At 72.7% G+C, this 18,790-nt stretch carries 16 protein-coding genes; 7 read left to right on the forward strand and 9 right to left on the reverse strand.

The genetic code is table 11. From position 1 onward, the window contains the following. Positions 1-9 precede the first annotated feature (9 nt). From CAP_RS19560 to CAP_RS19575, 4 genes are all read right to left on the reverse strand, one after another. Positions 10-441 (reverse strand): DUF3037 domain-containing protein, encoded by a 432-nt coding sequence (locus CAP_RS19560; RefSeq protein ID WP_231511569.1) that lies wholly within the window; start codon positions 439-441, stop codon positions 10-12. Beyond that, positions 422-1,210, reverse strand: a complete 789-nt coding sequence (locus tag CAP_RS19565) for a HipA family kinase (protein WP_044243224.1) — start codon at positions 1,208-1,210, stop codon at positions 422-424. Before CAP_RS19565 ends, CAP_RS19560 begins: the two co-directional genes overlap by 20 nt. Beyond that, positions 1,207-1,974 carry an alpha/beta hydrolase gene (locus CAP_RS19570; RefSeq protein ID WP_044243226.1) on the reverse strand — a complete coding sequence of 256 codons (768 nt, stop codon included), beginning with the start codon at positions 1,972-1,974 and terminating at the stop codon, positions 1,207-1,209. The genes CAP_RS19565 and CAP_RS19570 overlap by 4 nt, the downstream gene beginning before the upstream one ends. A 157-nt stretch (positions 1,975-2,131) precedes the next feature. Continuing rightward, positions 2,132-3,046, reverse strand: coding sequence for a hypothetical protein (locus tag CAP_RS19575; RefSeq protein WP_044243228.1), 915 nt, complete (start codon positions 3,044-3,046; stop codon positions 2,132-2,134). 171 nt (positions 3,047-3,217) lie between these two features. Between CAP_RS19575 and CAP_RS19580 the strand changes: the two genes are divergently transcribed. From CAP_RS19580 to CAP_RS19590, 3 genes are all read left to right on the forward strand, one after another. After that, a complete protein-coding gene (locus CAP_RS19580; RefSeq protein ID WP_044243230.1) occupies positions 3,218-4,324 on the forward strand; it encodes a hypothetical protein in 1,107 nt (368 codons plus the stop codon). An 11-nt stretch (positions 4,325-4,335) separates the two neighbouring features. Continuing rightward, entirely contained in the window at positions 4,336-5,313 is a 978-nt protein-coding gene (locus tag CAP_RS19585; protein WP_044243233.1) for a helix-turn-helix domain-containing protein, read from the forward strand. Between the two features lie 150 nt (positions 5,314-5,463). Beyond that, the gene (locus tag CAP_RS19590; protein ID WP_044243236.1) at positions 5,464-5,874 is read left to right on the forward strand and encodes a VOC family protein; all 411 of its coding nucleotides are present in this window, start codon (positions 5,464-5,466) and stop codon (positions 5,872-5,874) included. A 26-nt stretch (positions 5,875-5,900) separates the two neighbouring features. Here the strand turns inward: CAP_RS19590 and CAP_RS19595 are convergent, their stop codons facing one another. Next, positions 5,901-7,820 carry a hypothetical protein gene (locus CAP_RS19595; RefSeq protein WP_044243238.1) on the reverse strand — a complete coding sequence of 640 codons (1,920 nt, stop codon included), beginning with the start codon at positions 7,818-7,820 and terminating at the stop codon, positions 5,901-5,903. A gap of 2 nt (positions 7,821-7,822) precedes the next feature. After that, positions 7,823-9,706 carry a hypothetical protein gene (locus CAP_RS19600; protein WP_044243241.1) on the reverse strand — a complete coding sequence of 628 codons (1,884 nt, stop codon included), beginning with the start codon at positions 9,704-9,706 and terminating at the stop codon, positions 7,823-7,825. Between the two features lie 271 nt (positions 9,707-9,977). Here CAP_RS19600 and CAP_RS55015 point away from each other — a divergent pair, with 271 nt between their 5' ends. Both CAP_RS55015 and CAP_RS19610 read left to right on the forward strand, forming a co-directional pair. Then, positions 9,978-12,755, forward strand: coding sequence for a HEAT repeat domain-containing protein (locus CAP_RS55015; protein ID WP_052375520.1), 2,778 nt, complete (start codon positions 9,978-9,980; stop codon positions 12,753-12,755). After that, on the forward strand, positions 12,746-13,987 hold the full coding sequence (locus CAP_RS19610; RefSeq protein ID WP_052375521.1) for a mechanosensitive ion channel family protein: 1,242 nt from the start codon (positions 12,746-12,748) through the stop codon (positions 13,985-13,987). Before CAP_RS55015 ends, CAP_RS19610 begins: the two co-directional genes overlap by 10 nt. A gap of 345 nt (positions 13,988-14,332) precedes the next feature. On the opposite strand, the gene CAP_RS19615 is transcribed toward CAP_RS19610, so the two are convergent. Further along, positions 14,333-15,190, reverse strand: a complete 858-nt coding sequence (locus CAP_RS19615) for a hypothetical protein (protein ID WP_156040951.1) — start codon at positions 15,188-15,190, stop codon at positions 14,333-14,335. Between the two features lie 438 nt (positions 15,191-15,628). Between CAP_RS19615 and CAP_RS19620 the strand changes: the two genes are divergently transcribed. Continuing rightward, positions 15,629-15,991 carry a hypothetical protein gene (locus tag CAP_RS19620; RefSeq protein WP_044243245.1) on the forward strand — a complete coding sequence of 121 codons (363 nt, stop codon included), beginning with the start codon at positions 15,629-15,631 and terminating at the stop codon, positions 15,989-15,991. A 169-nt stretch (positions 15,992-16,160) separates the two neighbouring features. Here the strand turns inward: CAP_RS19620 and CAP_RS19625 are convergent, their stop codons facing one another. Further along, the gene (locus CAP_RS19625) at positions 16,161-16,946 is read right to left on the reverse strand and encodes an SDR family oxidoreductase (RefSeq protein ID WP_081865054.1); all 786 of its coding nucleotides are present in this window, start codon (positions 16,944-16,946) and stop codon (positions 16,161-16,163) included. Positions 16,947-17,099: 153 nt separating this feature from the next. Here CAP_RS19625 and CAP_RS19630 point away from each other — a divergent pair, with 153 nt between their 5' ends. Next, positions 17,100-18,014 carry a LysR family transcriptional regulator gene (locus CAP_RS19630; RefSeq protein ID WP_044243321.1) on the forward strand — a complete coding sequence of 305 codons (915 nt, stop codon included), beginning with the start codon at positions 17,100-17,102 and terminating at the stop codon, positions 18,012-18,014. Positions 18,015-18,053: 39 nt separating this feature from the next. Here CAP_RS19630 and CAP_RS48285 read toward each other — a convergent pair whose 3' ends face one another. Next, positions 18,054-18,671 carry a hypothetical protein gene (locus CAP_RS48285; RefSeq protein WP_081865055.1) on the reverse strand — a complete coding sequence of 206 codons (618 nt, stop codon included), beginning with the start codon at positions 18,669-18,671 and terminating at the stop codon, positions 18,054-18,056. Between the last annotated feature and the right edge of the window lie 119 nt (positions 18,672-18,790).

Genomic DNA, 18,790 nt, shown 5'->3' on the forward strand with positions numbered 1-18,790 from the left:
CACGGGGAGCTACCGGGCCGCCGTCACCCGCACCATCCGGTCCAGGAGCCGCTCCAGCGCCGCGGCTGGCTCGGTGCACAGGCCGGTGTGGGCCCGCGAGGGCTGGACGATGGTGCTGGTCGGCGACACCAGCCATCCGAACCGCTCCGCCTGCGGCAGCCGCGCGATGGCCCCGCCGCGCGCCTCGCCGGCGCCCACCGCGCGCAGGAACTCCAGATGGTCCCGCACCGCCGCGAGGTCCAGGTCGGGGGCCAGCGCGAGGAGCCGCCCCTCGTCCACCGCGAACCCCACCCCCAGGAACTCCCGGTCCCTGCAGAACACCACCGCTCCCACGTTGAGCCGCTCGCCGCGCTCCACCCGGGGCACCACGCGCAGCACCGCGCTGTCGAACGCGCACAGGGCCTTCTGCCCTGCCTCTGCGCTACCGTCGTCCCTGGGCACGGATGGCCTCCTCCACGAAGCGCCGCGGCGACTCCAGCCGCCGCGTCAGGTACGCCGCATACCCAGCCCGCCGCTCGGCGGCCTCCTCGGGCGTCTCCACCCCTTCCAGCCACGCCTCCGGGATGAGCCCCACGATCTCCGCGATGCGCTCCGGCGTGAGCTGCGCGGAGAGCTTCGCGTCGGCCGCGGCGATGTCCCCGGCGTGCGGCAGGAGCACGTGCTGCTTGATGAACGCTGCCGGGTCGAGCGCGTCCTCGCGCGGGTCCACCCCGTCGGTCCAGGCGTGGTGCACGTAGAGCGCCGCGCCGTGGTCGATGAGCCACAGGCGCTTGTGCCAGAGCAGCATGTTGGTGTTCTTCGCCGTCCGGTCCACGTTGCTCACGAAGGCGTCGAACCACACGATCTCCGCCGCCAGCGCCGGGTCCAGGGTCAGCCCCGCCAGGGCCTGGTAGGGCAGCGCCTTCGGCAGGAAATCGAGCCCCAGGTTCAGTCCCGTGCTCGCCGCGAGCAGCGACGCGATGTCCGGGTCCGGCTCTGCATCGCCGAACCGCGCGTCGAGTTCCATGAACACGATCTCCGGCACCGGCAGCCCCAGCGCCCGCCCCAGCTCTCCGGCGACCAGCTCCGCGATCAGCGCCTTGGGCCCCTGACCTGCGCCGCGGAACTTCAGCACGTACATCCCGTCGTCGTCGGCCTCGACGACCGCCGGGAGCGACCCGCCTTCCCGCAGCGGCGCCACGTAGCGGGTGGTGTTCACGGTGCGGATCACGGCCCGGGGAGCCCCTTCTCGTCGAGCCAGGTGAGTGCTTCGCGCATCGTCTTCTCTGCCTCCGTCATCTGCCCGTGGCTCGCCCCTGGCATCTCCAGGTAGGTCGCCGGGACCTTCGCCGCGCCGAGCCCCCGCGCGCCGTCCTTCATCCGGTACTTCGCGTCGTGCTCCCCGCTCACCATCACCGCCCCCCGGACCTTCCGCAGCCGCGCTGCCGAGGGGGTGGTCGGCGCGCCGATGAGCACCAGCCGCGCGTACCGCTCGGGCCACCGCTCTGCGAGCCGCTCCGCCACGTACGCCCCCTGCGAGTACCCGGCGAGCACCAGGTCCTCCGCCTTCCCCCCGCAGGTCTCCAGCGCCTTGCGGATGCGCGCGTCCTGCTTGTCGAGGTCGAAGGAGTACTTCCGGAACACCCCGTCAGCGCTGCAAGGCACGTCCCCCTGGAGCCCCAGCACGCCGCCGTGCTCCCGCGCTGCTCCCTGGAAGGACTGCACATACCCGAGCCCATGCGAGCACATGCCGCTGAGGAAGACCATCCGCGGACAGCTCCCGTCTGCGCCCTTCACCACGAACGCGGGCAGATCGCCGGGGACCTCCACCTCCTTGGCCCCCACCGGCTCGAAGCGCAGCACCTCGGGCACCTTGATCGTGAACGGCGACGCGGGGCGCTCCCCCGCCAGCGCCTGTTCGTCCCGACCACACCCCGTGGCCATCATGGCCAGCAGCGACCCAGCAAGACCGGCAATCCAGAGCGTGCGACCCATGGGATCCCTCACGGAGCAGCCGTGGTGCCCCGGGCGGCGCTCCGCAAGTCCCGATCTGCCCGCTACCCGCGCCGCGCGCGCTCCTTCAGGTGGACAGGTCAGGACACCTCGAAGGCCCGCCTCACCGCTCCCGTCACCGCTCCCGTCACCGCTCCCGTCACCGCTCCTCGCCCACCTGCCGCGCCTCCTCCGGATCGACCCCCAGCGCCGTCAGCGCCTGGGCGATCTTCGTGCGCTGGAGCGACACCACCGTGGGCATCCCTCCGGAGATCCCGAACTTCTCCAGGAAGTTGATGCCGCTGTCGAAGCGCGCCGCGAACGTCACGCTGTCGCCGTCGGTCACCGCCGCGATGGCCGCGCGCTCCTGGCCCATCAGGAGCAGCAGGGTCTTGTCGTAGGAGCCGTTCCGCTTCGTCGCGTCGACGAGGACGATGTTCGGCTCGATGCGGCGGTAGCGCTGGGCGAGGCGCCGCGCCTCGGCCTCCAGGGGGAGCAGCTCGGCGCCCGCCGCGTCGATGAGCGACCACAGCGACGCGTCCGCGAGACCGCTCGACAGGTGCCGCACCACCAGCCCGAAGAGCGCGTAGTCCCGCGGGCGGGCCCGCAACGCCCGGTCGATCCGCGTCGCCACCGGGCCTGGTGTCCCCGTGCGGGTGTCGATGGCGCGGGCGTCGGCGTCGCAGCCCGGGTAGGGCTCCACCCCCGCGCGGATCCACTTCGCGCCTGCCGCGAGCCCGTCGAAGTCCACGTGCAGGACCAGCGTGTCCACCCGGCCCGCGCGCGCCACCACCTCGGGCGTCACCATCTCCGGGCACGCCGGGTGCTCGGCCTTCGTCGACAGGGTGAAGCGCGCGTCCTTCGCGTAGCGCGCGTGGTGCGCGCTGTCGTGGTGATCGACCCAGGCCACGAGGCGCGGCCCGAGGCCCTCGATGAACGGCAGCGTCACCGTCTCGAAGCTCTTGCCGCCTGCCTCGGAGGCGAAGGCGATGTCGAGCACGGCGACGTTGCCGCGCACCTCGCGGGGGCGCGGGAGCTTGCGGGGGGACGCGAAGGACAGCTCTAGATCGGGCATGAACGCGCCGTCTTACCACCGAGACGCCTCGGTCTGATCCCCGCGACGCCTCGGTGCTGTGGTTTCCCGGTGCGCGCGACATCCGCTAAGCTGGCCCATCGAAGACAGGAAAGGTCGGGTCGGTCCGGCCGGCCACAGGGACGGAGCCGCACGAGAGCGCGAGAGGTAGCCATGCGAAGGAAGGTTCTCACGACGGGTTTGGGCCTCGGTCTGGCGTCCCTGGGCGCCCTTGCAGCCTTGCAGGGGGCGGACATGACCGAGGCGCGCGCGGACGTGGGGGACAACCAGCCCGCCGCCAGCGCGACGCCTCCGGTATCCGCGGCCCCGACCACGTCCGTGACGCCCGCCGTGGTCGCCGCGTCGGGCTGCAAGCTCAAGGGCACCCAGGCGGGGCGCAAGGGCGTGCAGCTCTACGATGCCCCCGTGGGCGGCCGGGTCATCGCCGCCTTCACCGGCGCGCTCGTGCCCATGACGCTGAGCGAGATCCCGCTGGAGCCCGGCCAGGCCCGCGCCAAGCTCAGCACCTCTGCCGGCAGCCCCGCGCTCCGGATCGACGGGTACGTCTCCGCGGCGGACGTCACCGTCTTCTCCCTGCGCGACCTGCCCGTGGTCGCGTCGCACGTGTGGATCACCAGCGGGCACCGGGTGAAGATCGTCTCGGCCACCGCCGACACCCTGCGCACCGAGCTGACCATCGGCGGCTCCGAGAACCAGGCCGTGCGCGCCTCCGGCCCCTGCGAGGCGTACTCGCTGCAGCCCGGCCCCACCTCGCCCATGGAGGTCCCGGGCAACGCCCGCGGCTACATGACCAAGAAGAGCACCATGGACCTCTTCGACCGCGCCAACGGCAGCGTCGTCTTCTCCCTCAAGATGATCGAGGGCAGCGGCCAGCTCTTCTGGAGCACCGAGTCGAAGACCGGGTTCGTGCACATCCAGTCGCGCTCCGACATCAGCATCGACGCCTGGGCGCGCTGGAGCGACCTCGAAGCCCTCAAGAAGGGCGAGATGCGCGACCAGTACATCGCCCCGAGCACCGCGCTCGCCGGCGCCAAGCTCGGCCTCGACAAGCCGCCGCCCATCGTCAAGGCCGTGAAGGACATCCCGGTGCGCGCCCGCCGCGACGAGAAGGAGAAGCCCGTCGGCGTGGTCGAGGCCGGGACGGAGCTGTACCTGATGGAGACCGTCGTCGGCTGGACCAACATCTTGCCGGTCTCCCTGGGCATGACCCCCCCCGACGACGGCGGCTTCTGGATTCCTTCCACCGAGGCGCCGAAGTAAGCACGCCGCACGTGCCTGCGGCGGATCCCGTCACCGAGCACCACGACTCGGCGTTCGGGCGCTTCATCGAGTGCACCTGGAGCCCCCCGGCGCTCGCCCCCTGGGTGGAGACCTTCTGGTACTCCGAGGGATGGCTCGCCAACCTGCGCGAGCGCGTCCTGCCGAACGGCGCCCTCGAACTGGTCCTCAACCTCGGCGCCCCCATCCGCATGGTGGAGGGCGTCGGCGCGCACGACCTGCCCGGCGGCGCCCTGTCCGGGATGCTCGCGCGCGCGGCCGTCCTCGAACACCCGCGCGTCCACCGCGTGGTCGCCGTGCGCCTCCGCCCTGCCGGCGCCTATGCCGTGCTGGCGCGCCCCCTCTCCGAGGTGAGCGACCAGTTCGTGCGTCTCGACGACCTCCTCGGCCCCGTCGCCCCCGAGCTGCTCGAACGCTGCCACGAAGCCCGCTCTCCCGAGGCCTGCCTCCGCATCGTCGCCCGCTGGGTCACCGAGCGCGTGGCGCGCGCCCCCGGCTTCGACCCCGCCATCGCCTTCGTGGCCCGCGGCATCGAGCAGAGCGGCGGCGAGGCTGCCATTGCCGCCCTCGGCGAGCGCGCCGGCCTCTCGAAGAGCCGCCTCGCCACCCTCTTCCGCGGCCAGGTGGGCACCACCCCCAAGCGCTACGCGCGGATCATCCGCTTCCGCCGCGCCCTCGACCTGCTCGATGCCGGCGCCCGCTCCCTGGCCGACGTCGCCCTCGCCGCGGGCTACTACGACCAGCCCCACATGAACGCCGAGTTCCGCGAGCTGAGCGGCATGTCCCCCCGGGCCCTGCTCACCACCCGTTACCCCAGCGGCGTGACCATGGCCGACCCCTCCGGCGCCTGCGACCCGTCCGGTGCCTGCGACCCATCCGGTGCCGCAGGAGGTTCCAGCACAGCCGCCCTCTCCGGCGCGGTTGCCCTCTCCGGCGCGGTTGCCCTCTCCGGCGCGGCCGACCCTTTCTGATCCCCCACCACGGGCGCGAGACTTTTTTCCAAGACCCCGGAGCCCCCTCTGCCTGAGAGTTCGCCCGTCGCCACGGCCCTCGCCTCACCACGGCGCAGCGTCCCGGCCCACGCGCCAGGCGACGGCACCCATCCCGAAGGAGGTTCTCTCATGGCCACGCACCACAAGCCCCCCACGTTCACTGCGGTCACCCCCTACCTCACGACCACCGGCGCCGACGACCTCATCGCCTTCCTGCAGCAGGTCTTCGGCGCCCAGCTCGTCGACCGCCACACCGACGAGAGCGGCAGGGTCGCCCACGCCACCGTCCGCATCGACGACGCCGTGCTGGAGGTGAGCGAGGCCAACGACACCTGGAAGGCCATGCCCCTCGCCCTCCACGTCTACGTGCCCGACGTCGACGCGACCTACAAACGCGCGATCGACGCGGGCGCCAGGTCCACCATGGAGCCCAAGCTCCACGACTACGGCGAGCGCGGCGGCGGCGTCCAGGACCGCTGGGGCAACCACTGGTTCCTCGCCACCTACGTCGGGCAGCCCGGAGACAAGGGCGGGAGCTGAGGTCCGCGCGGGGGCGGGCGCCTCGTTCAGGCAGGAGACAGGGGCGAGACCTGACGCCTGCCCGCGCGCTCTGCCGCTGCTTCGGCCTCTGCCGCTGCTTCGGCTTCAGCTTCTGCCGCTGTTCCGGCCTCCCCCTCTACCCTGACCTCGTCGATGCGCGAGAACGCCTTGAGCACCGCGGGCGCGACCCTCGCCACCCAGCGCTCGGTGCGCGGATCGTCCCGCAGCTCGGCCTTGAGCCGCGCGATCTCCACGGCCCCCACCACCTCGGGCCGCGCTGCAGCGCGCCCCAGGTCTGCGAGCAGCTCGTCGCGCATCGACAGCGGCAGCTCGTGGATCCCCTCTCCGAGCGCTGCCACCCCGTGCACGTCGCCCCGCTGTGCCGCGAGCGCGAGCCCCACCCGCAGGCGCATCGTGGGCAGGTAGGCGTAGCCAGGGAAGCGCTCGCCGAGGAGCGCCACCTCGGCCGCAGCGTCCTCGGCCCGACCGTCCACCGCGAACAGGAACGCCCGCTCCGCGAGCAGACCGGGCAGGATCAGATCCGACGCGCTCGCGCGCCACGACGGCAGCGTGAGCTTCCCGAGTCCCTCCTCGCAGTGCTGGAGGGCTGCCTCGAGCTCGGTGTGCCGCTCCTTCACCCCGGCGAGCGTGAGGTGCGCCTGCGCGGCGATGAGCGGCGCCCTGGCGCTCCCCACCTCCGTCAGCACCGACACCGCTCCGTCCTCGTCTCCACGGCCCAGCGAGGCGAGGGCGGTGAGCAGCTTGCGCCCCTGCGCCCGCACGTACATCGCGAACCCCACGATCGCCGTCATCGCCACTGCGCACAGCGCGAAGGCCATCGCCATCCCCGGAAACGCATCTGGCGTAGGCTGCGCGCCTCCGGGGACCGGCGGGCTGGGGACGGAGAGATCTTCGATGCCGAACATCACCGCGACCACCGCTCCGAAGAGCACCGCGAACAGCATCACGAGCTGCCGCATCGTCCGTCCTCGCGGGGGCTTCCCCCGGGCCTCGGCCGCTGCCCGCGCTGCCGGAGCGATGCCGGTCACCTCCGCCGCGCCTGCCACCCCCGCCGTGCCTGCCTCCGCGCCTGCGCCCGCGCCCGCCGTCCTCGCCGTGCGCACGAACGCCGCGGCCCCTGGCGCGATCCGCGCCACCCAGTCGACGAGCGGCGGCTCCTCGCCCTCCGCTTTCCCCCCGGACTCCCGGTAGATGCTCGTCACACCCGCCTGCAGCATGCGCTGGTAGGCGCGCATGATGGCCCGCTCCCGCGGGTGGGTGTGCTCCAGGAGCAGCGCGCGCTTCTCCAGCAGGTGCGCCTTGAGGGACGCCCGCTCCCCGCCGCGCTCCAGCAGCACCGCCGCGGCCAGCTCGGCGCGCGCCAGCACCTCCGGCGTCACCATCCTGCTCTTCCGCACCCGCTCGATGTCGGCGAGCGCCCCCTCGCGCTCCCCGGTCGACGCGCGAAGCAGCCCCCGGAGCGCCAGCGCCCCGAGGAGGTATCCCTGGTCCTGATCCGGCGAAACGTCGCTCTTGGTCCGGCCGACCGCGCGCTCCGCGTGGACCAGCGCGGCCTCCAGATCCCCGCGCCGCATCGCCACCGTCGCCCGGTGGATATCGATGACCCGCAGGTACATCGTCTCCTTCGTGCGCTCCTCGGCCAGCGTGAGCAGCTCCTCCGCGTCGGCGAGCTGCCCTGCGAAGATGAGGCTCGCCGACCTGTTGACCAGCATCAGCGCGGAGCCCTGCGACCGCCGCTTCAGGCCGACCCAGATCAGGAACAGGCTCAGCGACGCGAGCACGGCGCACAGCTCCGGCGCCACGCCGATCCAGTACATCGCCGCGCCGTAGAGGAACCCCACCACCCCGAACACCACCTTCCTCGTGGCGCTGCGGCGGGTGGCGTGGGTGGTGATGCCGAAACGAGCGGGGATCTCGCGTGCCATGTTCACGCCTCTACCTGGTGCGCCCTCTCGGGCGCGTGATCGTCTGTCGCGCGCGAGAACGCGGTGATCACCGCGGGCGCGACCGCAGTGATCCACCGGCGCATCTCGGCGTCCGTGTGAAGCTCCTGCTTGAGGCGCGCGATCTCCGCCGCCCCCACCACCTCGGTCTTCGCCGCCGCCCGTCCCAGCGCGGCGAGCAGCTCGTCGCCACGCGCCAGCGGCAGATCTGCGGATCGTTCGGCGAGCGCCGCGAGCCACGCCACATCCCCATCGCTCCCGGCGAGCGCCAGGTCCACCCGCATACGCACCGTGTCCAGGAGCGGGTACGAGGGGTGCCGCTCCGCCAGCAGCGCGAACTCCGCCTCCGCGTCCTTCGGACGCCCCGTCACGGCGAACAGGGTCGCGCGCTCCGCCAGGATGCTCGGCACCAGCAGGTCGGACGCCATCGCCCGGAGCTGCGGGGTGTCGAGCTTCGCCAGCGCCTCCTCGCAGCGCCGCGTGGCTGCCGTGAAGTCGGCGCGCCGCGCGTCCACCATGGCCAGCACGAGGAGCGCCTGCGCTGCCACGAGAGGCAGGGGGCCACGCGAGAGCGCGGTCAGCTCCCCCAGGGCGTGCTCCTCTCGCCCGCGCGCGAGCGACGCCACGGCCGCGAGATACCGCCGCGTCAGGCGCCGCCCCCGTCGCACCAGGAGGACGGCCGCCGCGACCACCACCCCGATCAGCACTGCGCTTGAGACGAGCGTGAAGGTGAGCCCCTTATTTCTCCGGGCCGCGTGGTCGGCTGGCGCTTCCGGGTCTGCGTCGCGCTGGCCCTCGTACGGCTCGCCCACGACATCCTGCTCGCCCACGACATCCTGCTCGCTCACGACCTCACCGGAGCGACGCTCGGGCGCCAGCACCTGCCAGATCACCAGAAACATCAGGATGAGCACGCCCCACAGGAGCCCGAGCCGCACCAGGGGGCGCATTCCGGAGACCTTCGCCCGCGCCTCTGCCGCGGCGCGTGCCTCTGGATCGACCACCGCGCCCACCGCGCCCTCCTGCCCTGCCCCGCCCCCGTGGCTCTGCACGAAAGGCGCCGCCCCCGGAGCGATCTGCGCCACCCACTCCGACAGCGACGGCTCCTCGGCGTGGACCTCACGCCCCGCCTCCCGGTACACGCTCGTCGCCGTCGCCGTCGTCTCCAGCATGCGCTGGTAGGCCCGCACGATGACCCGCTCCCGCGGGTGGAGGTGCTCCAGCAGCAACCGTCGCTCACGGACCAGGTGTGCCCGGAGCGCCTCCCGGTCCCCCGACTGCTCCAGAAGCACCGCCTCGGCCAGCTCCGCGCGCGCGAGCGCACCGGGCGTCGCCTCCGGGTTCCGCCGGACCTCCGCGACGTCGGCGCGCGCCCCGTCCCGATCCTTCCCTGACGCGCGCAGGATCGCTCTCAACGCGCGCGACGCGGGCACGTTCACCCGATCGCTCTCCTGGAACAGCCACGCCCTCGGCCGCGCGACCGCGCGCTCCGCGTGCGTGAGCGCCTCCTTCAGCGCCCCTTGCCGCATCGCCAGGGTCGCCCGGCTCATGTCGATCACCCGCAGGTGGGCGGCCATCCGCGTGCGCTCCTCGGCGAGGTCGAGCAGCTCGCCGGCATCCGCGAGCTTCCCTGCGAGCGCCAGGTTCGTCGCCTTGTTGAGCATCTGCGCGCTGAGCCCTGACGAGCGGTTCAGCGCGCCGAGCAGCACGCACAGCGCCCCACCGACCACGCACGACAAGCTGACCGCCAGCGGTCCCATCACGCAGCCCACCGCGGCCAGCCCGACGCCCAGGACCACCATCCCGGTCGCCTGATGGCGGGTGACGTGGGGCGTGATGCCGAAGCGAACGGGGATCGGGCGGGCCATGGCGCCGGAGGGTAGGGCAAGCCGTGCGTCATGAACATCACCCCTCCGCCTGCACGCGACCACCTGCGACCGCTCCACGACACGCAAGCCCAGCGGTGCAGCCTGTGGGATCGCCCTGCACGGCACGGAAGGCACACCTCGCTTTGTGCAGGCGCGGCGCCGCCCTCCGCGCGCTCCGGCGCCCCTTTCGCCACGCGCTCCTGGCATCCTCGGCGCGCCCCCGGCCGATCTCGCTGGCCACCGCCCACCAGGAAACTACCCTGCGCCTCCCATGACGCCGAGGCCCCCCCTCCTCCCCACGCCCTCTCGCACCGCGCTCCCCCTCCTCGCCCTCCTCGCCGGCGCCTTCACCACGCTCTCCGGCGCCACCTCCGTCGCCGCTGCCGCCGACGAGCCCACGCACCTCGTCCCTGCCGCCGCCGGCCAGCAAGCCCTCGCCCTCCGCGTCGGCCCCTCCGCCATCACCGCCCGCGCCTGCGCTGCGGCCCCCTGCACCCCTGACGGCGCCAACCCCCTCACCATCCCCACCGAGATCGCCGGCCGCCTCGCCACCGCGGGCGCCGCGCGCGTCCGCACCGTGCAGCTCGAAGACGGCAAGCGCCTCGCCCGCGTCGACATCCCTGGCGACACCGGCGTCTGGGTCGCCCTCCTCGCGGCTCCCCTCACCGGCAAACCGAGCGCCCCCGTGCTCCTCTGGAGCGGCTGGACCGACATCCAGCGCGGCGAGCATGGCGAGGAGCGCAGCCAGATCATCCTCGAAGAACCTGCCGGCAAAGGCCACCGCGTCATCGTCGGCCAGCGCCGCGCCGACGTGACCCTCTGCGGCAGACCCACCGTGGTCGCCGCCCGCGCCGTCGACCCTGCCACCATGACCCTCACCCGCGGCGCCACCGTGCAGAACCTCCCCGACGCCGAGCGCGCCCGCGCCGTGAAGCTCACCGCCGTCCGCCGCGACACCCCCTACGTCGCCCCTGGCTTCCAGCTCCTCCGCCCCACCGCCGCCTCCAGCGCCATCGCCAAGCGCATCGCCGAGATCGCCGACCGCGACCCCGTCACCTCCTGGGCCGAGGCCAAGGCCGGCGCCGGCCGCGGCGAGTTCATCTCCTTCTCTGCCCCGAGCGAGGTCGCCATCCGCGGCCTGGAGCTGCGCATCCGCCCCTCCCGCCCCCTCACCGACACGCCCATCGCAGGCCCTGACGCCGCCTCCCCGAAAGCACCCGCCGCCTCTCCGAAATCCACCGCGTCCTCTCCGACCCCCACCGCCGCTCCCGACCCCGCGAGCGTCGACGGCGCCGCCCCCAGCCTGCTCTACCTCGCCACCGAGGATCGCCTCTTCTCCATCGCCGTCCCCGCCGATGCCTGGAGCGCCGTGGGCGCTGGCTTCGAGGTCACCTTGCCCGAGGAACTGCACGCCTCGTGCGTCGCCCTCGTCCTCGACACCACCTCGGCTCCCCGCGGCGTGAAGGACCCCCAGGTCACCCTCAGCGAGGTCACTGCCCGCACCGACTTCGACGCCATGACCCCCGACGCCCTCGTCGGCGCCCTCGCTGGCGGAGGCCCGCGCGCCACCGCCGCCGCTGCCGTCCTCGCCCGCAGCGGACCTCCCGCCATCCGCGCCGCCATGGAGGGCTACGCCCGCCTCGACCAGCAAGGCCGCCTCCTCGCCATGGGCGTCATCGACGGCTCCTCCTGCGCCGACCACGTCGACTTCTTCGCCGAGCGCCTCGCCGAGTCGGCCACCGCCGCTGCTGCCGCGCGCAAGCAGGTCAAGGTGCGCGGCGCCCTCCTCCCCGAGGGACCCGAGCCCGAAGCGCACCACGCCCACGACCGCGTCCGCCGCTGCGGCCGCGCCGCCGCCCCCGCCCTCGTGAAGATCCTCGCCCGCAAGCCCGACCTCGCCGCGCTCACCGTCATGGCCCGCGAGCTGGCCCTCGCCGCCCCCGACGTCGCCATCACGACCCTGCTCGACACCATGACCACCGCCAACGACGCGACCCGCCGCGAGCTGCGCGCCGCCCTCTCCGTCGCGGCCCAGGCTCCCCGCGCCCGCCTCGCGCTCGAAGCGGAGCTCACGCCCGAGAACGCGCCCGAGAACGCCAGCCAGCAGACCCTCCTCCGCCCCGAGAAGGTGCGCATCGACCTCCTCCGCGCCATGGGCCCCGCCCTCGCCCGCGTCGAGGGCAGCACCCGCGCCTTCCAGCGCCTCGCCACCCCGAGCGCCTCCTTCGACACCCGCTACCTCCTCCTCGCCCCCGCCTCCGAGCTGGCGCGCGGCAGCGACCCCGCCGCCACCACCTGGCTCCGCGCCGCCCTCCGTCGCGACCCCGACCCCCACATCCGCGCCCGCGCCGCCGAGGTTGCCGCCCGCGCCTCCGCCCTCACGCCCGATCTCCTCGCCGCCGTCGCCGACCCCGAGGTGCGCGTGCGCGAAGCCGCCATCGGCTCCCTCGCCGAGCTGCTCGCCGCCGGTGCTGCCGTGCCTGCGGGCTCCGAGGCCGCCTTCTCCCGCCGCCTCGGCGAAGACCCCTGGACCTTCGTCCGCGCCCGCGCCGCCCGCGCCCTCGCAGCCCTCCCCGTCGGCATCCCGCGCACTCCGGGCACTCCGGCCACTCCGGCCACCCCGCGCACCGCCGCCGCCAAGGCCGCCGACCAGGCCCTCGCCCGGGCCGTCTCCGACCTCTACCCCGAGGTCCGCGGCGAGGCCCTCGACGCCCTCGGCGCCCGCCGCGCCATCGCCCACCGCGACGTCGTCCGCGCCCGCGCCGAGGAGCCCGAAGAGCTCACCGAGGTGCGCGCCCGCGCCCTCCTCGCCCTCGGTGAAATGTGCGACCGCGACTCCATCGCCCTCTTCACCACCCTCGCCCAGCGCGCCCGCACCCCCATGGGCGAGCGCGACGAACGCCTCGGCCAGGCTGCCATCGCCGCCCTCAGCCGCATCCACCCTGCCGACTTGAACAAGCGCCTCGCCCCTCTCCTCGACAAGGGCGTCCCTCGCCCCATCCAGGAGACCGCCCGCGCCGCCCTGGAGGAACCTGGACAGTGCCGCTGACCCTCGGCTCCGCCGCCCTCGGCTCCGCCACCCTCGCCGACGCGCCTCGCTCGTTCCTGCACACCGGCTGGGTCGAGAAGCGCCTCCCGCCCTTCTTCACCGAGATCACCTTCCTCGACGTCGCCCTCTGGCAGTGGATCGGCCTCGCCCTCGCCCTCCTCGTCGCCTGGTTCTTCGGCGCCGTGCTGGGCAAGGTCACCCTCCGCCTCGGCGCGCGCCTCGCCCGGCGCACCCAGGCCACCTGGGACGACCTCCTCCTCAGCGAGCTGGAGGGCCCCCTGCGCGCCCTCGTCACCCTGCTCGTCCTCGGCCCCCTCATCGCCGCGCTCCGCCTCGACCCCGACGTGCGCGACATCGTGAGCCTCCTCTTCCGCACGGTCTTCATCTGCTCCGTCGCGTGGCTCTTCTTCCGGGTCATCGCCTTCACCACCGAGACCGTGTGCAACGCCGTCAGCCGCGAGGGCCGCGACCCTGCCCACATCCGCGCCAGCCGCACCCGCCTCACCCTCCTCCGCCGCTTCGCCGAGATCCTCGTGGTCCTCATCGCGACCGCGCTGGTGCTCCTCCAGTTCGACGTCATCCGCCAGGTCGGCGTCTCCCTCCTCGCCTCCGCGGGCATCGCCGGCGTCGCCCTCGGCTTCGCTGCCCAGCGCTCCATCGCCGCCTTGCTCGCCGGCCTCCAGATCTCCGTCTCCCAGCCCATCCGCATCGGCGACTCCGTGGTCGTCGAGGGTGAGTTCGGCACCGTCGAGGAGATCTCTCTCACCTACGTCGTCGTGAAAGTCTGGGACCTGCGCCGCATCGTCCTGCCCATGACCTACTTCCTGGAGAAGCCCTTCCAGAACTGGACCAAGGCCTCCACCGAGCTGCTCGGCGCCGTCATGCTCCACGCCGACTACGCCGTCCCCGTGCCCAGGCTGCGCGAGGAGCTCCAGCGCCTCTGCAAGGACGACCCAGCCTGGGACGGCCGTGCCGCCACCCTGGTGGTGTTCGAGGCCCTGGAGCGCACCGTGCAGCTCCGCGCCGTCGTCTCCGCCCCCGACGCCAGCAAGCTCTTCGACCTGCGCGCCCGCGTCCGCGAGGGCATGGTCGCCTACCTGCAAACCCTCGACGGCGGCCGCTACCTCCCCCAGGCCCGCCTCAACCAGCTCGACGCCGAGCCCCGCGAGGGCGTCCCCCGCACCAGCGACGCCGCCGAGAAGCACCAGGTCTCCGGCGTCGACCTCTCCTGACCTCCCCAGCCACCCCTCACACCCCCGCGGTGAGGCGCGCGACTTCACCACAGGCGTCAGGGTCGAAGCCAGGCCCGAGGTGAACGCATGCCCTTTGCAGCGAGGTGTGCTTCGTCAGCGACGGTGACTCGTGCAGAGAAACGTCGCCACCAGTGGTGAGGGGCAATGAAAGGGGAGGGGAGCGCACCCGTTCATCCGGGCACGCCCCCCCCCGAGGCGCGTGCGCGTGCATGGCGTCGGACCCATGACGTCCCATGGACCGCGCTGGGTCCGTCGAGCTGCGCGCAATGTACCGGGTTAGCCCCGGCCGGCGCCGTCTCGGCGTCCTACGCGCAATGCGCCGGGTCAGTCCCCGGCCGGGGCAGCCTCGGCGTCCGCCTGCGCGCTGACCTTCGGCTTCGCGTCAGCCTTCGGCGCCGCATGGCCCTTCGCCTTCACGTCGGCCCTGGCCATGGCGTCGGTCTTCGCGACCGCGTCGGTCCTCGCCGCCGTGTCGCCCTTCGCCTTCGCGCCGGCCTTCACGGGTCCCTCGGGCTTCGTCCCCGGACTGGCCTCCGACCCGTCGGTCGTCTCCTCGTCGTCCGAGTCGCTGCCCTCTTCCTCCTCGCCCTCTTCCTCCTCCTCGTCACCCGGGCGCTTCGTCGACGACCTGAAGAAGGCGTCGGCTGCGGCCTTGTCTTTGAGGAGGGTGAGGAGCTGCCCGTGCACGGCCACGCGCGCCTGATCGAGCGCCAGCTTGAACCGCACGACCCGCGATCGCGCCAGCGCCAGGGCCGTGTCGGCCTGATCCTCGTTCTGCATCGCCGTCTTCAGCGCCGCGTTCGCCGCTGTGAGCGGGGCGTGGTAGGCGGCGTGCACCGGGTGCTCTTCGGTCAGCGCCGAGAGTTCCCCGAGGATGCGCGTCACCTCCTGCACTTCCTCTGCAAGCGGCAGCCGCGCCGTCTTGCTCGGATTGCGCTTCGGGAACAGCGACGCATAGAGCGGCTTGTCCTTCGCCCGGACCACGCCGCCCATTTCGATGAGCATGGTGTCGAGGCTCTCGTCGCGCCGGTTGCGCCGCGCCGCCGAAACGAGCGCCGCGTCCTCGGCCAATTCGAGCGCCTCCCGCTCGGCCCTGAGCTCCTGGATACGTGCGCCAATGGGCGCCGCAAGCGTCGCGATCTCGGCCCTCTCATCCGCCTCCAGGTTGGCGAATAGATACACGAGATCCCAACGGAACACCGTTAACCTGCGCTGAACGCCAAGCAATCGCATGGCTATGTCCTCTCTGCCTGCGTCACGCCCGGTCCCCCGAATCCACCATGGTCGAGGTTCCGCGCAGCCGCGGGATGTCATCCCAATCCGCCAGGCAACATAGACCCGAACGTAAATCGAACAACTGGAATTTTAGGGCTCTCGGGAATTCTGGAGGATGGTGTGGGTTTAGGTGCCCCGTTTCGGGATGCTCCCTCACCGCGCGGCGCGCCAGGAGCCAGTGCACGGCGTGCAACGGGTCCCTGAAGGCGTTCAGGAGGTCAGTGCACGACGTGCAGCGGGTCCCTGAAGGTCTCCAGGGGCCAGCGCACGACGTGCAGTGACTCCTGAGCGGTTCGTGAGCCCTCAAGGAGGCGGTACAGTGGCCATCCTCACGGTGGAGGAGCCATGAACAGCATCGTCTTCCCCGGTCTCGACCTCGACGACACTCCCATGGAGGAGTTTCGCTACCTCGCCCATTGGTGCTTCGCGATGCTGACCCTGGACACCAGCGACGGGAGCCGCGTGGAGCTGCTGTTCACCGGCACCCTCGCGCATCGCTTCCAGCCGGCGCCGGTGCGCGAGCATCTCCGGATCGACGGCGCTTATCCGCGAACGCTGATGAGGCGCGAGCGGTCGCCATGGATGGCCGCTCTGGCGCGCAAGCTGGATCGCACTGGAGATGTGCTTCCCCAGGGCTTGAAGCACTACGTGGTCCCCACCAACGATGGCGTCTGGGAGTGTCTTGCCCTGGACGTGGTGCTGCGGTGATGACGTCTGCACGACGAAACGGCTCCGCCACGTCGGATCCAGGAGCGTCGAGGATCAGGTGCCGCAATCGACGGGTTGCTGACGCGAAGGACTGCATCGTCACGCGTCGGGCGGTTCTCCTGTCTGCCCCCGCGATTCGAGCGGCGTCGCAGTGGGACCGGCGTCGTGGTCACACCAGCACGGCGCCGCCGTCGACGACGACGGTCTGGCCGGTGCTGAAGCGCTGGCGCATCAGGTAGAGGTAGGTCTCGGCGATGTCGTCGGGCTCGCCGACGCGGCCCACGGGGAGGGAGGCGGCGGTGTCGCGGTAGAGGGAGGTGCGGGCGTCGTCGGGCATGCTGTCCCAGAGGGGGGTGCGCACCACGCCGGGGCTGACCAGGTTGACGCGCACAGGGGCGAGTTCCACGGCGAGGGCGCGGGTGAGGGCTTCCATGGCGCCGCAGATGCTGGCGCCGAGGGTCCAGCCGGGGTGGGGGCGCAGGCTGGCGATGCCGCCGGTGAGGACGATGGAGCCGCCAGGGCGGAGGTGGGGGGCGCCGTGGCGGGCGGCCATGAAGGTGCCCCAGTAGCGGAGGTCGAAGAAGCGGCGGGCTTCGGTGAGGTCGGTGCTCGCGAGGGGGCCGAGCTTCAGGGATTCGCCGGCGGTGAAGACGAGGTGGTCGAAGGGGCCGAGGGCGTCGAAGAAGCGGCGCACGGAGGGCTCGTCGGAGAGGTCGACGGCGTGGCCTTCGTTGCCGGCGGGGAGGGCGGTGAGGGCGCGGTCGACGCGGGCGCGGTTGCTGGAGACGACGACGACCGAGGCGCCCTCGCGGGCGGCAGCGGTGGCGGTGGCGAGGCCAATGCCGGAGGTGCCGCCGAGGAGGACGATGCGCTTGCCGTGCAGGGGGGAGGGGGTGGTCAGGGCGGTGGGCGTAGAGGACGTCGTCAGGGTGGTGGACGTGGTCGTGGATGCCATGGGGGACCTCGCTGATGGGTGCGCCGGGGACTGCGGGGCGCACGCAGATCGTGGTGGCGGGGAAGGGGATGAAAAAGGCATCTTTGGTCACGGCGAAGATGACTCCTGGTCATCGTGGTCTTCGTCATCGTGGTCTCCGTCATCGTGGTCTTCATGGCGCATGATCCTCGGCTGCTGAACGGGCTGGCGGTGCTGGCGGCCATCGTGGAGTCTGGCAACTTCGCGCGGGCGGCGGAGGTGCTGGGGATGACGCCGTCGGGGGTGAGCCGGGCGGTGGGGCGGCTGGAGCAGCGGCTCGGGGTGCGGCTGTTCGACAGGAGCCCGCGGGCGGTGGTGCTCACGGAGGAGGGGCGGCGGCTGCACGAGGGGGTGGCGCCGCTGCTCGATGGGATCGAGGACGCGGCGACGGAGGCGGCAGGGGCGTCGCGCGAGGTGCGGGGGAGGCTGCGGGTGCACGTGGACGCGGCGTTCGGACACCTGGTGCTGGGGCCGAGCGTGGGGGCGTTTCTGGCGCAGCATCCGGGGGTGTCGCTCGACTATGCGGTGCGCGAGAGGCTGGGGGATCTGGACGCAGAGGGGTTCGACGTGGCGGTGCGCTTCGGGGTGCCGGAGATGTCGAGCCTGACGTGCCGGAAGCTGTTCGAGACGCGGGTGCTGACCTGCGCGGCGCCGGCGTATGTGGCCAGGCATGGGCGGCCGGCGCATCCGCGGGATCTCGCGGGGCACGAGTGCATCCACTTTCGCAACCCGGTGACGGGGATGCCCTTCGCGTGGGAGCTGCGGCGGGGGGAGGAGGTGGTGCCGGTGGAGGTGTCGGGGAGGCTGACCGTGAACGATGCGGGGGCGCTGATGGATGCGTGCCTGAGTGGGCACGGGATTGCGCAGCCGCTGGAGGTGTTCGCGCGGGAGAGGATCGCGGCGGGGAAGCTCGTGCAGCTCTTGCCAGAGTGGGCCGATGAGCGGTTCCCGGCCTATGCGCTGCACCGATCACGGACGCTGGCGTCGGCGCGGGTGCGGGCGTTCCTGGAGTTCGTGGTGGCGCTGACGCGGGGGGGCGTGACCCGGTGATTCTCTTCAGGCCTTCGGGGGGGCTCCGCTTCGGAGAGTTCAGTAGAGCGAGATGGGGAGGAGGTCGTCGCCCATGTCGGTGGGTGCCTCGCCGCGGCTCAGGGTGTCGCCCTGGCCGAGCTGGCCGTTGCTGCTGCCACCCCAGCACTTGACGGCGCCCGTGGGGAGCAGGGCACACGTGAAGGAGTCGCCCATGGAGATGCTCGCAGCACCTTCGAGGGTGCAGGTGGTGGAGCAGCCGTCGCCGGCCATGGTGTTGCCGTCGTCGCAGGCCTCACCCGCGTCGAGGATGCCGTCGCCGCAGACGGCAGGCGCTGCGCCGCCCTGTCCACCCGCGCCGCCCTGTCCTGCGCCGCCCTGTCCTGCGCCGCCCGTGCCGCCCTGTCCACCCGTGCCGCCCTGTCCACCCGTGCCGCCCTGACCCCCAGTGCCGCCTTGTCCGCCGTGCCCACCCGCGCCTCCGTGCGCGCCCTCGCCGCCGTGCCCGCCGACGCCGGGGGAGGCGCCCTGGCCGCCTTCACCGCCCTGGGTGCCGGTGGTGGCCGTGGTGTTGCCGGGGGGGTCGGCGTCGCTGGAGCCGCAGCCGCTTGCAGCGAGGAGGCCGAGGAAGAGGGCAGTGGTGCACGCGAGCGGTGTGGAGAGGTGTCGGGAGCGCATGGAGATCGTTTCTGGAGGCGGGGAGGAAGAAAGACGCGGGCACGCTAGCCTCGACTTGGGCGCCCAATCCAGGCGTCATGCTGCCGTGTCGAGGCATGCCAGCAGAGGCGTGAATGGTT

It is taken from the genome of Chondromyces apiculatus DSM 436 (genome assembly GCF_000601485.1).
Lineage (GTDB): Bacteria > Myxococcota_A > Polyangia > Polyangiales > Polyangiaceae > Chondromyces > Chondromyces apiculatus.